The following is a 14,715-nucleotide window of genomic DNA, read 5'->3' as shown; positions in this document are numbered from 1 at the left end:
GACCCTGAAAGGTCCAAGACATGATGGAGCTGATATCGATAGAGAGTGTCTATCGATGGCGGTAGCCTGGGCTGATGCAGTTCCAGCAGCTCCTGTATTTCGTGGCCGTCGCCGAGACCCTGCACTTCACCCGGGCCGCGGAGCGCGTGCACGTGGCGCAGCCCTCGCTCTCGCAGCAGATCAAGGCGCTCGAACGGGAACTCGGGGCCGAGCTGTTCAGCCGGGCCCGGGGCAACATCGCGCTCACCGACGCGGGTGAGGCGCTGCTGCCGCTGGCCCGGCGGATCCTGGCGGACGCGGACACGGCGCGGCTGGAGGTCCAGGAACTCGCGCAGCTCCGGCGCGGCCGCGTCCGGCTCGGTGCCACGCCCAGCATCTGCACGGGCCTGCTCCCGGACGTGCTGCGGGCCTTCCATGACGCGCATCCCGGGATCGAGCTGCTGATCGAGGAGAGCGGCTCGCTGGACCTCGTACGGGAACTCGCGCGCGGAGCCCTGGACCTGGCCCTGATCGCCTTGCCGCTCCCTCCTTCGGCGCCGGCCCTGACCACGGTGGAGCTGCTGACGGAAGACCTCGTGGTGGTCTCCTCGGCGGAACGGCCGGCGCCCGGCGGAGGCGGCGAACTGACCATCGCAGGGCTGCGGGACGAGCCGATGGTGATGTTCCGGCACGGCTACGACCTGCGGGAGCTCACGGTGGCGGCCTGCCGGGCGGAGGGCTTCGAGCCGGTCTTCACCGTGGAGGGCGGCGAGATGGACGCGGTCCTGGGCTTCGTCCGGGCGGGGCTCGGTGTCGCGGTGGTTCCGGCGATGGTGGTGGACCGTGCCGGTCCGGGGCTGCGGGTGACCCTGCTGGCCGGCTCCCCGCTGCGCCGGACGATCGCCCTGGCCCACCGCACGGACGTGGCTCCGCCGCGCGCGGCGCGCGAGCTGCGGCGGATGCTGATGGCGTGACGCCGCCGGGCCTTCGGCCCGGGGGCCTCAGGCGGGTGCGGGCGGGGCCTCAGGTGAGCTTGGGCGGGGCGGGCGGGGCCTCAGGCGGGTGTGGGCGGGGCTGTGGGAAGGGTGCGGTCGAGGCCGTCGGCGAGCATGCCGAAGGCCTGGTCGGCATCGGCCACGGCGGCCGGATGGGCCTCGTCGGCGCTCTGCCCGGCGTCGAGCCGCCGCCAGTTCTCCCGCCCCAGCTCGTGACGGGCCGCCACCAGGTGGATGGCCGCCAGCCGGGCGGCGAACGGCAGCACCGACTCCGCCTCCAGCGCGGCGGCGAGCAGCTCGACCTCGCGGTCGCTGTAGTGGGACAGGCGGGACTCCAGGCTGGCGGTGGTGTAGAGCAGCCGCTGGAAGGAGAGGACCTCCGGATGGTCACAGAGCCCCGTGATCGGGTCCCGCTCGGCGAGGGCCGTCAGGAAGTGCGCGTGCACGGCCGCCACCGGCGTCCGGCCCGCGGGCCTCTCGCGGACGATGCGCGCCACCTCGTCCTGATGGTCGGCGAACCGGTCGAGGAGCAGGTCCTCCTTGGTCGGGAAGTACCGGAAGAGGGTCGGTTTGGACACCTCGGCCGCAGCAGCGACATCCGCCACCGACACGGCGTCGAAACCCCGCTCCAGGAACAGCTCCAGCGCCGTGTCCGCCAGCTGCCGGCGCGTACGGAGCTTCTTGCTCTCGCGCAGACCCGTCGTGTTCTCCATGCGCACAGCGTAGCACGAATCAGAGACCGGGTTATTTTTGTTACCGGGTTGCTTTTTCTGGCGGGAGCCGCTTTCCTTGGGACATCGACGAGGAGAGGACCTCCCATGAACCACACCGATGTACTGATCGCCGGATCCGGCCCCACCGGGCTGACGCTCGCCTGCGGTCTCGCCCAGCGCGGATTCGCCGTCCGCGTCATCGAGCGCCGCACCGAACCGCACCGGGAGTCCCGGGGCAAGGGACTGCGGGCCGGCAGTCTCGCGATCTTCGAGGAACTCGGCATGGCCGAACCCCTGATCGCCGCCGGCACCGCGGGAGTGGTCCTGCGCAAGTACTTCGACGGCGAGCACATCAACGACACCCCCACCCCGGAGGACGCCGGCCTGCTGATCGGCCAGTGGCAGACCGAGGAGGCGCTGCGCGACCGGCTGGCCGCACTGGGCGTGCACGTCGAGTACGGGGCGGAGCTCGCCGGCATCACCCAGGACGAGGAGGGGGTGCGGGTCGAGCTGGCGGACGGAGGCGTGATCACGGCCCGCTATCTCGCCGGGTGCGACGGCGGGCGCAGCACCACCCGCAAGCTGCTCGGCATCCCCTTCGAGGGGAACGGGGAGAAGGAGCCCGCGATGGTCATCGGCGACGTCAGGGCGCCGGGGCTCGGCCGGGACGTCTGGCACCAGTGGTTCACCTCGGAGGGTGGGGGGATGCTCCTGTGCCCGATGCCGGGGACGGACTCCTTCCAGCTGCAGGCCTCACCCGAGCAGGACGAGCACGGCGAGCCCCTGCCGCCCTCCCTGGAGAGCTTCCAGCGGATCTTCGACCGGTGCGCCGGGGTGCCGGGCGTCCGGCTGGAGGACCCCACCTGGCTCTCCTCCTGGCGCGTCAACGTCCGCATGGCCACGCGGATGCGGGAGGGCCGGGTCCTGCTCGCCGGGGATGCCGCGCACGTGCACCCCATAGCCGGCGGGCTGGGCATGAACACCGGGATCGAGGACGCGGCGGCGCTCGGCCGCGCCTTGGCCGCCGCCCTCTCCGGGCCGGACGCGGACGCGGACGCGGCGCTCGACGCATACGAGGCGGAGCGGCTGCCGGTGGCCGCGGGGGTCCTGGCCGACACGGCCGAGCGGTACGAGCGGGTCGTGGAAGCGGTCCGGACCCCCGGCCGTGGGACGGAGGTCGGCCTGGAATGAGGGGCACCGCACGCCTGAAGCCGAGGCGGCCCGGGCCCCCTCGGGCCGGGGGGCCGGCACCGCCCGCCCGACGGGGGACGTCAGGAGGGCGTGGGCACCGCGTCCGAGAGGGAGAGGGTGTGGATGCGGTCCGGGGCCCCGGGCCGGGCGTAGTACCAGCCCTGTGCGGTGTCACAGCCGAGGGCCCGCAGCTGGGCGGCCTGGGCTCCGGTCTCCACTCCCTCGACGGTGACGGCGAGTTCGAGGCTGTGCGCCAGGGCGACGATCCCCTCCACGATCTTGACGTCGACCGGGTTGGCGGGCTGCTGCTGCATCCCCTGGGTGAAGGAGCGGTCGAGCTTCAGAACGCTGACCGGCAGCCGTCGCAGGTTGGCCAGGTTCGAGTAGCCGGTACCGAAGTCGTCGAGGGCGATGTCCACACCGAGGGCGGCGAGCCGGCGCAGCGGTTCCAGGAGTTCGTCGTCGGCCCCTATCAGGGCCGATTCGGTGACCTCCAGGCACAGCGCACCGGGAGCCAGGCCGGACTTCTCCAGCACCGCCACCGTGTCGGCGACCAGGCCCGGGTGGTGCAGCTGGGTCGGCGAGAGGTTGACGTTGATCCGCAGGGCCGCGCCTCCGTGCTGGCGCTGCCAGATACGGGCCTGGCGGACGGCTTCCTCCAGCACCCAGCGCCCGAGCGGCACGATCAGCCCGGTCCGCTCGGCGAGCGGGATGAAACGGTCCGGGCCGAGGACCCCGTACTGCGGGTGCGACCAGCGCACCAGCGCCTCGGCCCCGTGCACGCTGCCGTCACGCATGTGGACGAGCGGCTGGTACTCGATGAAGAACTCGCCGCGTTCCAGCGCCGCGGGCAGGGCGTTGGTCAGGCCGTGGCGGGTGATCGCGCGGGCGTCCGCCTCGGCGTCGGCGAATTCGAAGCGGTTGCCGCCGGCCGCCTTGGCCCGGTACATCGTGATGTCGGCGCTGCGCAGCACCTCCGCCGGGGTGCGTTCCTTGGCCCGGCCCTCGACGATGCCGATGCTGCCCCGGACCGTCAGTTCCCGGCCCTCCAGCCGGATCGGGGTGGACAGGGCGGTCAGTATGCGGACCGCCAGCTCGGTCACCTTCTGCTCGGTGTCGGAGCCGGTGGTCAGGGCGACGAACTCGTCGCCGCCCAGCCGGGCCACCACCTCGCCGGGGCCGGTCGCACAGCTCTGCAGCCGGTCGGCGACCTCCACCAGCAGCCGGTCGCCCGCCGAGTGCCCGAGGCTGTCGTTGACCGCCTTGAAGCCGTCGAGGTCGAGATAGCACAGGCCGTAGTGGTCGCCTCCGGCCCCGCCCAGGGCCTTCTCCAGCCGTTCGAAGAACAGCGTCCGGTTGGGCAGACCGGTCAGGGCGTCGTGGGTGGCCTCGTAGCGCAGGCGCAGGTTCAGCAGCCGGCGTTCGGTGGTGTCCTCCATCAGCGCCAGCTGGTACTGCGGCTTCCCGTCGGCGTCGCGCAGCAGCGACACCGTCAGATTGGTCCAGAGCACGGTGCCGTCGTGCCGGTAGTACGGCTTCTCCACGCGGTAGCTCTCGCGCTCGCCGCGCACCAGCTCGCCGTACATCCGCCAGACGTGCGGGGTGTCGTCGGGGTGCCCCCACTCGCTGACGTTGCGGCTGCGGACGTGTCCCTCCAGGCCGCCGAACATCTGCAGCAGGGTGTCGTTGACCTCCAGGACGTTCCCGTCGAGGTCGGCGATGCCGATCCCCACGGCCGCGCCCTCGAAGACCGCCCGGAAGCGCTCCTCGCTCGCGTGCAGGGCCTGCTGCGCGTCGCTGCGCGCGGTCAGCGCGGAGCGCGCGATGGCCTCCTGCTCCCTGAGGGTGCGCTCGCGCAGTGCGCGGGCATATCCCGCCGCGATCGCGTGCTGCAGCCGGGCGCAGCGGGAGCGGTACTCCTCGGTGCCCTCCACGCCGGAGCCCTCGGGTCCGTCCGGGCCGCAGTAGAGCACCAGGTACGACTCGATCACGCCGAGGGTGCCCGCCAGGGCCTCGGGGTCGGTGCAGTGCACGGCGACGAGTTCCGCCCCCACCTGCTGGGCGACCGAGGCGTCGAAGGGCCGGGCGTGCAGGGCCTCGGTGAGCGTCCGGGTGAGGGGGACGAGGTGCCGTTCGAACTCGGGGCGGGTCAGCGAGGTCGCCGTGACCGGGAAGATCGCCCGGCCCCAGATCGTGGCGAAGCGGGCGATCCGGTCCTCGATGCCGCCGTGCGGGGCCGCGGCGGACCCGCTGGCCGGCGCCGCGGCCACGGCCGGTGCCGCAGCGAACTTCGGCGCGCCCGCCGTCTGTGCCGGAAGTCTCACGCCTTGCGTCCCACGCCGCCGAAGCCCGAGAAGGCGTAGGGGTCTTCCGGTGTCTCGCCGTCCTCGCCCTCGTCCGGCCGGTCCGGCCTCCAGTCGGGCATGGACACGAGGCCCGGCTCCAGCATCTCGAACCCGTCGAAGAAGCCGCTGATCTGTTCCCGGGTACGCATGACGAGAGGATTGCGCATGTCGCGGTAGACGCCCACGGTGCCGGCGGCGGTTTCCTGGGTGAGCGGAATCCCCTCGTACGAGGCGTGCGTGAGAATCAGCATGCTGCCGGGGGCCAGCGCGTCGCGCAGTTCGGCGACGGCGGCGTACGGGGCGTCCGTGTCCTCCAGGAAGTGCAGGACGGCGACGAGCAGGAGCGCGACCGGGCGGCCGAGGTCGAGCAGCCTGCCGACCTCGGGGGCGTCCAGGATCTCCTTGGGCTTGCGCAGGTCGGCGGCGACGATGTCGCTCTGGTCGTCTCCCGTGAGGACGGCCCGGCTGTGCGCGACGGCCACCGGGTCGTGGTCGACGTAGACGACGCGCGCCTGCGGGCTGGCGGCCTGGGCGATCTCGTGGACGTTGCCGAAGGTGGGGATGCCGGAGCCGATGTCGAGGAACTGCGTGACGCCCTCGGCGACGGCGTGCCGGACGGCACGGCGCATGAATGCCCGGTTGGCCTGCATGATCTTGGGCAGTCCCGGCATGAATTCCATGGCCCGGCGAGCCGTCTGGCGGTCGACCTCGAAATTGTGGGACCCGCCCAGGTAGTAATCATAGATGCGGGACACGCTCGGCACCGATATGTCGATGCCTGGCGGGGCCCAGGCGGGGCGCTCCATCGGGGTCTCCAAGCGTTGGTCCTGCGGTCGTCCGTGTGAGGTCGGACTCCTGTCCGAGCCGAATGTACTGATCATTTCCCAACAGGGCGAGCAAAAGCGGAAATTGGCGATCCGTTCTTCGTCACACACCAAAGGCACCGCCACGCCGGACGAGGGAATGACCGATACCGACAAGTCCCTTATGGGAATTGGCTGAGGAGCGATCGGAGTCACCACACTACCGACCCACGGGTGGCTCAAACCTCTCTGGTCGGCAGTCCACCCGTTCAGGCGAACCAGGGGCCGAGCCTCGCGTGCCCGGGCGCGCGCGGGCCCATGCTCCCGGGGTGAACAGAGCCTGTGCCAGGCGCTTGCTGGCAGTCCCGGTCCTGCTGTGGGCGGCCTTGTCCGTCACGCCGGCCGTGGCTGATAGCCGCGCCTACGCGACGACCGACTCCGGCGACGGCCCCGCCGCCACCGTGGTGGCCGCGGCGGCCGGCGGCAACGACCGCGAACGCGGACCGCGTGGCGGACATCACGGTGACGACCAGGGCTCCGACCACGGGAAACGCCGTGGAGGCGGGCAGGGCGGAGGCCGTCACGGCCATCCCCACTGCCCACCGCCGCCGCCCCCTCCGCCCTGCCCGCCGAAGCCGCCACCGAAGCCACCGAAGCCGCCGAAGCCCACGCCGCCCCCCGAGCCGACTCCCCCGCCGCCCCCGCCCGAGCCCCCGCCGCCCCCGAAGCCCGCGCCGCCGAAACCACCGCCGCCGCCCGCGCCGGCGCCGAAGCCCGTACCGAAGCCGGTCCTGCCCCCGCCTCCCCCGCCGAAGCCGACGCCCCCGGCGCCGCGCGTGGTCAGGGCGCCCGCACCGCCACCACCTGCCCCACTGCCACCACCCGCCCCAGAGGTGAAACCCGTGCCGCGGAAACCGGTGGCCCGACCCGCGTATCACGCGGCCGCCCGCAAACCCGCCGAGCACCACATCTCGCCGGTGACTTTCACCTTGATGACCGCGGCACCCGCGGTGCTCGCGATCGTCGCGCTGCGCCCGCGCTAGCACTTCTTCCGTCCCACCAGTAACCGATTGGGAGTCATCTTGTCGGAATGGCTCGTCCTGTCCCTCGCGATGGCCGCGGCCTGTGCCGTGGTGCTGTCCATCGCCTTCTTGAACCACAGGAGGATCGGCGACGACGACGATCCGAACGAGACCCCGGACGTCATCGAGTACATGACGATGATGATCGGGGTGATCTACGCGATCGTGCTGGGTCTGGCGATCGCCGGCGTATGGGAGGGCCGCGGGGCCGCCCAGGAGTACGTGCGCCAGGAGGCCCAGGCGCTGCACGAGATCAGTGTCCGCTCCGAGGTCTACCCGGCCGAGGTGCGCAAGAGGATCCGGTCCGATGTCGACGCGTACGTGACCTACGTCGTGGACACGGAGTGGAAGCGGATGGCCGACCACGGCGAGCTCAGCGAGCACGGCGGCGAGCTGCTGGAACGTATCCGCCGGGACGTCACCGACTACGAGCCGCAGACCGACCACGAGGGGCAGGCCTACCAGCCGCTGGTCGACCAGGTCGCGGTCGTCGACGACGCCCGCAGCGCACGCGGTTCGAGCGCCGGGGCCACCATGCCGGGAGTGGTGTGGTTCGGACTGATCGTCGGCGCCCTGGTGACCGTGGGCCTGATCTTCACCCTGCAGATCAGGCGGTCGTTCCGCGAGATGCTGCTGGCGGGTCTGTTCAGTGCCCTCATCGCGTTCCTGCTGTTCCTGATCTGGGACTTCGACGCACCGTTCGGGCGGGGCATCTCCGCCACCGCCGAGCCGTTCTCCACCCAGTTCCCCCACCTGGACCTCGGCGGCTAGCCCTTCTCCTCCGGATCACGCCGTCCGCAAACCGGGAACGGGTCGCCCGTCCCCGGTTCGGCCCACGGGCATGCCCCATTCGCCCGTTCCTGATCGCGGGTCACCGCACCCCGACCTAGCGTGTCGGACATCGAGGCGCACGACCCCCCACGTGCGGAAAACCGTTCCGCGGATGCTCCTCGGGGATCCGGAGAATGAACCATGGGTGCGATACGTACCTCCGCCACCGCCCTGCTGAGCGCCGGTGCCACTGGCGCCGTACTCACGCTCGGCCTCCTCGGCGCGCCCGCCGCGACCGCTGCCGAGGCCCAGCCCATCACCTCGTTCGGCTTCACCCTCACGCCTTCGACCGTCGCCCCCGGGGGGCAGACGGTCCTCGCGGTCAGCCGCTGCAACGCCGCCTACGCCACTGCCTCCTCCGGGGTCTTCGACACCGTGAGCATCTCGCGTGGCCAGACCGTACGGGTGACCGTGGACCGGGACGCCCGGCGCGGAGCCGTCTACTCCGTCTCCTTCACCTGCAACGGGGAGACCGGTTCGGCCGACCTGACGATCGCCGGCGGCGTCACCGGCCCCACCACGAGCTCCACCCGGACCGGCACCGGCACGGGCACGGCCCTCCTCCCGACCCCGTCCTCCGCACTCGGTGTCCGCGGCGGCCTGGGCGGCAGTGTGGCCGGCATGGATCCCGTGGAGCTCGGCGCCGGCGCGGGCCTGTTCCTCGCCGCCGCGGGCGGCACCGTGTTCGCCCTGCGCCGCAGGGGGTCCGACCGTAGCCACTGACGCCGCCGGCCATCCCCCGCTACCGCCGATCGCCCCGAGTCCTGACGAGGACTCGGGGCGATCGGCGGTAGCGGGGGATCCGGATCCGGGGATACCGGTCAGGCCCGGCTGCGGAGCGGGCGGCGACGGCGTACCACGTGGGCGCCCGCGCCCAGGGCCGCGGCGCCGACGAGGCCCGCACCGATGGCGGTCTCGGCGGTGGACGGGCCGAAGGACCCGCCGATGCCGCCCTGCGAGGGGTTGCCCTCAAGGATCGTGAAGCGGTGGGTGGCGATGAGGTTGCTGTCGTTGCACTTGACCGACAGCGTGTGGTGGCCCGGCGAGGCGTGGTTGAAGATCCGGACGGTCGCGAAGCCGATCGAGCCCGCGGACAGGTTGGCCGGTGGAAAGTTGCCGGGCGAGGCGACGGTACCGCCGTGTCCGCAGCCCGCCGCGCTCACCTGCATCGTGGATCCCTGGTGCACGGAGTACGGGTTGACGGAGATGTTGCTGGGGCCGTTCCCACCCCCGTTCCCACCCCGGCCCCCGGGATCCTGGTTCGCGGAGGCGAACGGGGCACTGAGGCCGATCACGGCGCAGGCTGCCGCCGCCACGGTAAGAGCGCGCACAACACGCATGGTGGAACCTCCAGCGGAAAGCGCCCCGGAGCGTCGGCCCCGGATGATCGACGAGAACGCCTCCCACGTCGAACCCTCGGGTCGTCCCGCAACCTCCGCATTTCCGGCTTTGGGCCGCCCGGTTGAGCGACACGCCGAAGGGCGGGAAATGCAGCTGACGGATCCGCAGGTCACGACCCGTCAGGCATTTATGTGACGATTACCTGGATGGGCGCATCCCTTCCGGCTCCCTCCGGGTGGCGGCCACCCGTTCGCCCTTCCCCCCTCGCCGTCCCTCCGGCTCGGCCTTAGCGTGCGTGGAGCAGGGCGTACAGGGGCGGGACAGGAACGCGGGTCGGGACCCCCGCGTCGGGAAGGGAGAACCATGGGCGAGGACGAGACCGGGCAGAAACGCAGATACTCGCCGTGGGGCGTACTCGCCCTGGTCATGCTCACCGGGCTCGCCATGGTGCGCAACGGTGTGGACGTCGGCGACGGGCCTCCGCAGCCCACCGCGGCCTCGGCCGTCGCGGTGACCTCCGACCAGCTGCCGGCGAATCCGCCCACACCCCCCGCGGACATGGAGGTGCTGGAGCACTCGTCGGTCCAGCGCATCCGGATTCCCACGATCAACGTGGACGCGCCGGTGATGACGGTCGGGCTGGACGCGGAGGGCTGGATCGACGCGCCTCCCCCGCAGGACCGCAATCTCGCCGGCTGGTACCTCAACGGCATCTCGCCGGGCCAGCGGGGCTCCGCGGTGATCGTCGGGCACGTGGACAACGCGCAGGGCCCCGCCGTCTTCTACGGCCTCGGCTCGCTCAAGCCGGGCAACCACATCGAGGTGGAGCGCTACGACGGCCGCACGGCGGTGTTCGAGGTCTACGGGGTGGAGGTGTTCTCCAAGGAGGCCTTCCCCGGAGCCCGGGTGTACGGGGACACCGGGCACGCGGAACTCCGGGTGATCACCTGCGGCGGCGGATATTCGAAGGCCCGCGGCTACGACGGCAACGTGGTCGTCTTCGCCCGCATGGTGGAGGCCCGCTGAGGCCGGAGGTGTCAGGTATCCGCCGCGACCGGCCCCGGCTCAGCGCGGCGGCAGCACCGGGAGGGTCATCCGGTAGCCGCGCGCGAGGAGTTGGGGAAGGTACGAGGAGATCGCCTGGACGCTCTGCGACCGGTTGCCGCCGGCGTCGTGCGAGAGGACGATCACGCCGGGGGCCGCGCCTTCCAGGACCCTGGAGATGATCGTCGGGGTCCCCGGTTCCTTCCAGTCCAGGGTGTCCACGGTCCAGGCGAGCGGTTCCATACCGAGCTCGGACCCGATCTCGAAGGCGGCCCGGTTCCAGGCTCCGTAGGGGGCCCGGAACCACAGCGGCGCCTCGCCGACCGTCTGCTGTACGACCTCGCTCGTGCGGCCGATCTCGGAGGCGAGGGCGGGACGGCTGAGCTGGGGGATGAGCGGGTGGGTCCAGGTGTGGTTGCCGATGACGTGTCCCTCGTCAACCATCCGGCGCAACAGGTTCCGGTTCTCGGTGGCCATCTCCCCGCAGACGAAGAACATGGCGCGGACGCCGTACCGGGCGAGGGTGTCGAGGATGGCGGGGGTGTAGCGGGGGTCCGGGCCGTCGTCGAAGGTGAGCACCATGTGGGCCGACGCGGCTTCCGCGGCGGGCAGTTCCAGGATGGGCCGGGTTCTCACGGCCGGCTTGACGGCCGCCGCGCGCACCGGCGCGTCGGCGGTCATCGGCTGCAGCCGGTACGACTTCTCGGGCAGCGCCCGCGCCTTCAGCCCCGGCGCACCGGCGGCGGGCCGCGCCCCCGGCCCGCTTGGTGCTCCGGACCCGCCCGGACCCTCCCCCGGCGCGCCGGTACCGCTCTCACCACGCACGCTGAGCAGGCCGGAGGCCGCGGCGACCCCGAGGAAGACGGCGGTACGCAGGACCGCGCGCCGCCCTACTGTCGGCTCGTCATTTTTCATTATTACTACGTATCAACGACATCGCCGAAGTTGTCGAGAGGCGCGGACGCACCCTCTACGCCTCACCCGGTCGGCCCATGCCGACGGCCCCCGGCCCGGTCAGCCGCGGCGGACCAGTGGGAAGGGGAGGGTCTCGCGGATCGTCAGGCCCGTGAGGAACATGACGAGGCGGTCCACGCCGATGCCGAGGCCGCCCGTGGGCGGCATCGCGTACTCCAGGGCGTCCAGGAAGTCGTTGTCGAGTTCCATCGCCTCCGGGTCGCCGCCCGCCGCGAGCAGGGACTGGGCGGTGAGGCGGCGGCGCTGTTCCACCGGGTCGGTCAGCTCCGAGTAGGCGGTGCCCAGTTCGGTGCCGAAGGCGACCAGGTCCCAGCGTTCGGCGAGCCGGGGGTCCCGGCGGTGCTGGCGGGTGAGCGGGGAGACGTCGGTGGGGAAGTCCTTGTAGAAGGTGGGCAGCTTGGTGCGCTCCTCCACGAGGCGCTCGTACATCTCCAGCACCACGTCGCCGCGGGTGTCCTCGGGGGCGTGCGGGACCGACGCCCGGTCGCACAGCCGGCGCAGCACCTGCTCGTCGGTGTCGGCGTCGACCGCTTCGCCGAGGGCCTCGCTGATGGCCCCGTACATGGTCTTGACCGGCCAGGTCCCTGAGATGTCGTGGACGACGAGCTTCCCGTCCGGTCCGGCCTTGTGGGCGACGGGCGAGCCGAAGGCGGCGGTGGCGGCGCCCTGGATCAGTTCGCGGGTGAGGTCGAGCATCACGTCGTAGTCGGCGAAGGCCTGGTAGGCCTCCAGCATCGTGAACTCGGGGTTGTGCTTGTAGGAGACGCCCTCGTTGCGGAAGGTGCGGCCCATCTCGAAGACCTTCTCCATGCCGCCGACACAGAGCCGCTTGAGGTAGAGCTCGGGCGCGATGCGCAGGTAGAGGTCGAGGTCGTAGGCGTTGATGTGGGTGCGGAAGGGCCGGGCGTTGGCGCCGCCGTGGATCTGCTGCAGCATCGGCGTCTCGACCTCCAGGTAGCCGCGGTCGAGCAGTCCCTGGCGCAGGGCCTGGACCGCGCTGGAGCGCGCCCGTACGACGTCCCGGGCCTCCGGGCTCGCGACGAGGTCGAGGTAGCGGCGCCGGACGCGGGCCTCGGGGTCGGCGAGCCCCTTGCGCTTGTCGGGGAGGGGGCGCAGGCACTTGCCGGTGAGCTGCCAGGACCGGACCACGAGGGACGGTTCGCCGGCCTTGCTGGCGCCGGTCTCGCCGCTGACGAGGACGTGGTCGCCGAAGTCGACCTGGGAGGTGAAGGAGTCCAGCACCTCGGCCCCGCTCTCGTCGCGGGTGAGCATCAGCTGCATGTCCCCGGACCAGTCGCGCAGGACGGCGAAGACCACGCCGCCGAGGTCGCGTACGAGCATCACGCGCCCGGCGAGGGTGGCCTGTTCTCCGGTCCGGGCACCCGGCGGGAGGGGGGGGGCGGCCGGGCTGACCCCGGTGGGTGGCCTTCAGTTCCGCGACGGTGTGGGTGCGCGCGGGGATCCCCACCGGATACGGGTCGGTGCCGGCCGCGCGGATGCGGTCCAGCTTCGCGTGGCGGACGCGGACCTGTTCGGGCAGCCGCTCGGCCGGGACTCCCGGGGCCTCCTGCCCGGCCGCGTCCAGGCCGAGGGACTCGATGGAGGGCAGCCCCTCGGTGGTGACCGGGGCGGTGAGGCCCTTGGGGTGGCCGTTGCCCCACAGGGTGCGCAGGCTGGGTACGGAGACGAAGCCTTCCGCGATGCCGGAGGCGAGGCTGACCCGGGCGAGCGAGCCGGCGTCCTGGTAGCAGAGGAAGCGCGGGTACCACTCGGGGCCGTACTTGACGTTCGAGCGGTAGAGCGCCTCCAGCTGCCACCAGCGGGAGAAGAAGAGAAGGAGCTTGCGCCACAGTTTGAGGACGGGGCCGGCGCCGATCCGGCCGCCCTCCTCGAAGGCGGAGCGGAAGACGGCGAAGTTGAGGGAGATCCGGCGTACGCCGAGGCCGGGGGCGGCGGCGCAGAGCTGCGCGACCATGAACTCCATGACCCCGTTGGGGGCGGTGCGGTCGCGGCGCATCAGGTCGAGGGAGATGCCGTCGTTGCCCCAGGGGACGAAGGAGAGCAGGGCGATCAGCTCGCCCCGGTCGTCGAAGGCCTCGACCAGCAGGCAGTCCCCGTCGGCGCGGTCGCCGAGCCGGTCCAGGGCCATGGAGAAGCCGCGCTCGGTCTCGGTGTCGCGCCATTTGTCGGCGCTTTCGACGATCCTCTGCATCTCGTCCTCGGAGAGGGCGGAGTGGCGGCGGATGACGGTGGTGGCCCCGGTGCGCCGGACCCGGTTGACGGCCTGCCGGGTGACGCGCATGTCGCGGCCGTCGAGGTCGAAGTGGGCCACGTGCAGGATGGCCTCGTCGCCGAGCTGCAGTGCGCCGAGACCGGAACGGCCGTAGGCGGTGGCGCCCTCCTCGGAGGCACCCATGACGGCGGGCTGCCAGCCGTAGCGCCGGGCCACGGCCAGCCAGGCGTCGATGGCGGCGGTCCAGGAGGCGGGGTCGCCGACCGGGTCCCCGCTGGCGAGGCAGACACCCGCCTCGACGCGGTAGGTCACGCCGGCCTTGCCGTTGGGGGCGAAGACGACGGCCTTGTCGCGCCGGGTGGCGAAGTAGCCGAGGGAGTCGTTGCGTCCGTAGGCGCCGAGGAGGGCGCGGATGCGGGGCTCCTCGTCGCCGTGCAGGGCGGCGGTCAGACGCTGGGAGCGGAAGAGGGTCATGGCTGCGTTCAGCAGGGCGGCGGCGCCGAAGAGGCCGAGCAGGAAGGAGAGCGGCCGGGGTGGGTGGCCGTCGAACTCCCTGGCCGAGAAGAGACCGCCGAAGACCTCCTTGGCGGCCCAGTCGAGCCACTGCCCCTTGGGCAGGGTGCCGGGGAAGAGGGCGACGAGCGCCCAGCCCGCGAGTACGGCGGCGAGCAGGCCGACCCCGAGGACGAACAGGGCGTGCCACAGGGCCCCGGGGCGGGAGGCTGCGTAGAACTCGTCGCGGGCGGCGATCAGCACGGCCATCGCCGCGACCGCGATGACCATGGACGGGACGCCGATCCAGTACTCGCCGACGGCCATCTCCAGCACGTCGTCGACGATGAGCAGGGCCAAATAGGTGATGACGATCCACCAGGCGACCTTCTTGCGGGTGCCGAGGGCGGCCGCGAGGAGGAAGAGGAAGACGGCGTAGGCGAGGTTCGCGCTGACCGGTACGACGATCAGGTCGAGGAACCGCACGATGTGCCGCAGGAGCCGCCGCAGCGTGGGCGAGAGCGCGAGCAGGGCGCAGAGCAGGCCGAGCGTTCCGAAGAACGCGCCGAACCCGTCGGGCACCCGGTTCAGGAAGCGGTTCCGGGTTCCGTGCTTCTCCTCCACGGCTGTGCTGGTGGCACTCATGGTTCGCACTGTAGGGAGGGCGGCGCCCGTGCGCGCGCCGAGCGGG

Annotated in this window: 12 protein-coding genes and 1 pseudogene; 7 read left to right on the top strand and 6 right to left on the bottom strand. The window is 72.0% G+C overall.

What is annotated here, in order from left to right; genetic code table 11:
* Positions 1-74: 74 nt before the first annotated feature.
* A complete protein-coding gene (locus DEJ51_RS29535; RefSeq protein ID WP_150260627.1) occupies positions 75-953 on the top strand; it encodes a LysR family transcriptional regulator in 879 nt (292 codons plus the stop codon).
* An 80-nt stretch (positions 954-1,033) separates the two neighbouring features.
* Here the strand turns inward: DEJ51_RS29535 and DEJ51_RS29530 are convergent, their stop codons facing one another.
* Positions 1,034-1,687, bottom strand: coding sequence for a TetR/AcrR family transcriptional regulator (locus DEJ51_RS29530; protein WP_150260625.1), 654 nt, complete (start codon positions 1,685-1,687; stop codon positions 1,034-1,036).
* Between the two features lie 105 nt (positions 1,688-1,792).
* Between DEJ51_RS29530 and DEJ51_RS29525 the strand changes: the two genes are divergently transcribed.
* Positions 1,793-2,878: an FAD-dependent monooxygenase gene (locus DEJ51_RS29525; RefSeq protein ID WP_150260623.1), complete on the top strand. Its 1,086-nt coding sequence runs from the start codon at positions 1,793-1,795 to the stop codon at positions 2,876-2,878.
* Positions 2,879-2,958: 80 nt separating this feature from the next.
* On the opposite strand, the gene DEJ51_RS29520 is transcribed toward DEJ51_RS29525, so the two are convergent.
* Both DEJ51_RS29520 and DEJ51_RS29515 read right to left on the bottom strand, forming a co-directional pair.
* On the bottom strand, positions 2,959-5,148 hold the full coding sequence (locus tag DEJ51_RS29520) for a putative bifunctional diguanylate cyclase/phosphodiesterase (protein WP_150262236.1): 2,190 nt from the start codon (positions 5,146-5,148) through the stop codon (positions 2,959-2,961).
* A 50-nt stretch (positions 5,149-5,198) separates the two neighbouring features.
* Entirely contained in the window at positions 5,199-6,029 is an 831-nt protein-coding gene (locus DEJ51_RS29515; RefSeq protein ID WP_150262237.1) for an SAM-dependent methyltransferase, read from the bottom strand.
* Between DEJ51_RS29515 and DEJ51_RS34705 the strand changes: the two genes are divergently transcribed.
* From DEJ51_RS34705 to DEJ51_RS29500, 4 genes are all read left to right on the top strand, one after another.
* A complete protein-coding gene (locus DEJ51_RS34705; protein ID WP_190621038.1) occupies positions 5,968-6,225 on the top strand; it encodes a hypothetical protein in 258 nt (85 codons plus the stop codon). The genes DEJ51_RS29515 and DEJ51_RS34705 overlap by 62 nt on opposite strands.
* A 703-nt stretch (positions 6,226-6,928) precedes the next feature.
* Positions 6,929-7,069, top strand: coding sequence for a hypothetical protein (locus DEJ51_RS34700; protein WP_190620733.1), 141 nt, complete (start codon positions 6,929-6,931; stop codon positions 7,067-7,069).
* Between the two features lie 39 nt (positions 7,070-7,108).
* Positions 7,109-7,879, top strand: a complete 771-nt coding sequence (locus tag DEJ51_RS29505; RefSeq protein ID WP_150260621.1) for a DUF4239 domain-containing protein — start codon at positions 7,109-7,111, stop codon at positions 7,877-7,879.
* Positions 7,880-8,080: 201 nt separating this feature from the next.
* Positions 8,081-8,662, top strand: coding sequence for a hypothetical protein (locus DEJ51_RS29500; RefSeq protein ID WP_150260618.1), 582 nt, complete (start codon positions 8,081-8,083; stop codon positions 8,660-8,662).
* 98 nt (positions 8,663-8,760) lie between these two features.
* Here DEJ51_RS29500 and DEJ51_RS29495 read toward each other — a convergent pair whose 3' ends face one another.
* Positions 8,761-9,279 (bottom strand): hypothetical protein, encoded by a 519-nt coding sequence (locus tag DEJ51_RS29495; protein WP_150260616.1) that lies wholly within the window; start codon positions 9,277-9,279, stop codon positions 8,761-8,763.
* A 364-nt stretch (positions 9,280-9,643) separates the two neighbouring features.
* Here DEJ51_RS29495 and DEJ51_RS29490 point away from each other — a divergent pair, with 364 nt between their 5' ends.
* Positions 9,644-10,306 carry a class F sortase gene (locus DEJ51_RS29490; RefSeq protein WP_150260614.1) on the top strand — a complete coding sequence of 221 codons (663 nt, stop codon included), beginning with the start codon at positions 9,644-9,646 and terminating at the stop codon, positions 10,304-10,306.
* A gap of 39 nt (positions 10,307-10,345) precedes the next feature.
* Here DEJ51_RS29490 and DEJ51_RS29485 read toward each other — a convergent pair whose 3' ends face one another.
* Together DEJ51_RS29485 and lysX are read right to left on the bottom strand one after the other, a co-directional pair.
* Entirely contained in the window at positions 10,346-11,239 is an 894-nt protein-coding gene (locus DEJ51_RS29485; RefSeq protein WP_150260612.1) for a polysaccharide deacetylase family protein, read from the bottom strand.
* Positions 11,240-11,338: 99 nt separating this feature from the next.
* Positions 11,339-14,669: pseudogene (lysX, locus tag DEJ51_RS29480) on the bottom strand (bifunctional lysylphosphatidylglycerol synthetase/lysine--tRNA ligase LysX).
* Between the last annotated feature and the right edge of the window lie 46 nt (positions 14,670-14,715).

The sequence above is a fragment of the Streptomyces venezuelae genome (genome assembly GCF_008642275.1).
In the GTDB taxonomy this organism is placed as follows: domain Bacteria; phylum Actinomycetota; class Actinomycetes; order Streptomycetales; family Streptomycetaceae; genus Streptomyces; species Streptomyces venezuelae_E.
The sequence above is the reverse complement of the archived record's forward strand: the minus strand, read 5'-3'. Positions and strand labels throughout refer to the sequence as shown.

What these genes read in the sequence shown, in the direction of transcription:
- DEJ51_RS29535 (WP_150260627.1), top strand. Translation starts at nt 75, where the DNA reads ATGCAGTTCCAGCAGCTCCTGTATTTCGTGGCCGTCGCCGAGACCCTG.
- DEJ51_RS29530 (WP_150260625.1), bottom strand. Translation starts at nt 1,687, where the DNA reads ATGGAGAACACGACGGGTCTGCGCGAGAGCAAGAAGCTCCGTACGCGC.
- DEJ51_RS29525 (WP_150260623.1), top strand. Translation starts at nt 1,793, where the DNA reads ATGAACCACACCGATGTACTGATCGCCGGATCCGGCCCCACCGGGCTG.
- DEJ51_RS34705 (WP_190621038.1), top strand. Translation starts at nt 5,968, where the DNA reads ATGCGGGACACGCTCGGCACCGATATGTCGATGCCTGGCGGGGCCCAG.
- DEJ51_RS29515 (WP_150262237.1), bottom strand. Translation starts at nt 6,029, where the DNA reads ATGGAGCGCCCCGCCTGGGCCCCGCCAGGCATCGACATATCGGTGCCG.
- DEJ51_RS29500 (WP_150260618.1), top strand. Translation starts at nt 8,081, where the DNA reads ATGGGTGCGATACGTACCTCCGCCACCGCCCTGCTGAGCGCCGGTGCC.
- DEJ51_RS29495 (WP_150260616.1), bottom strand. Translation starts at nt 9,279, where the DNA reads ATGCGTGTTGTGCGCGCTCTTACCGTGGCGGCGGCAGCCTGCGCCGTG.
- DEJ51_RS29490 (WP_150260614.1), top strand. Translation starts at nt 9,644, where the DNA reads ATGGGCGAGGACGAGACCGGGCAGAAACGCAGATACTCGCCGTGGGGC.
- DEJ51_RS29485 (WP_150260612.1), bottom strand. Translation starts at nt 11,239, where the DNA reads ATGAAAAATGACGAGCCGACAGTAGGGCGGCGCGCGGTCCTGCGTACC.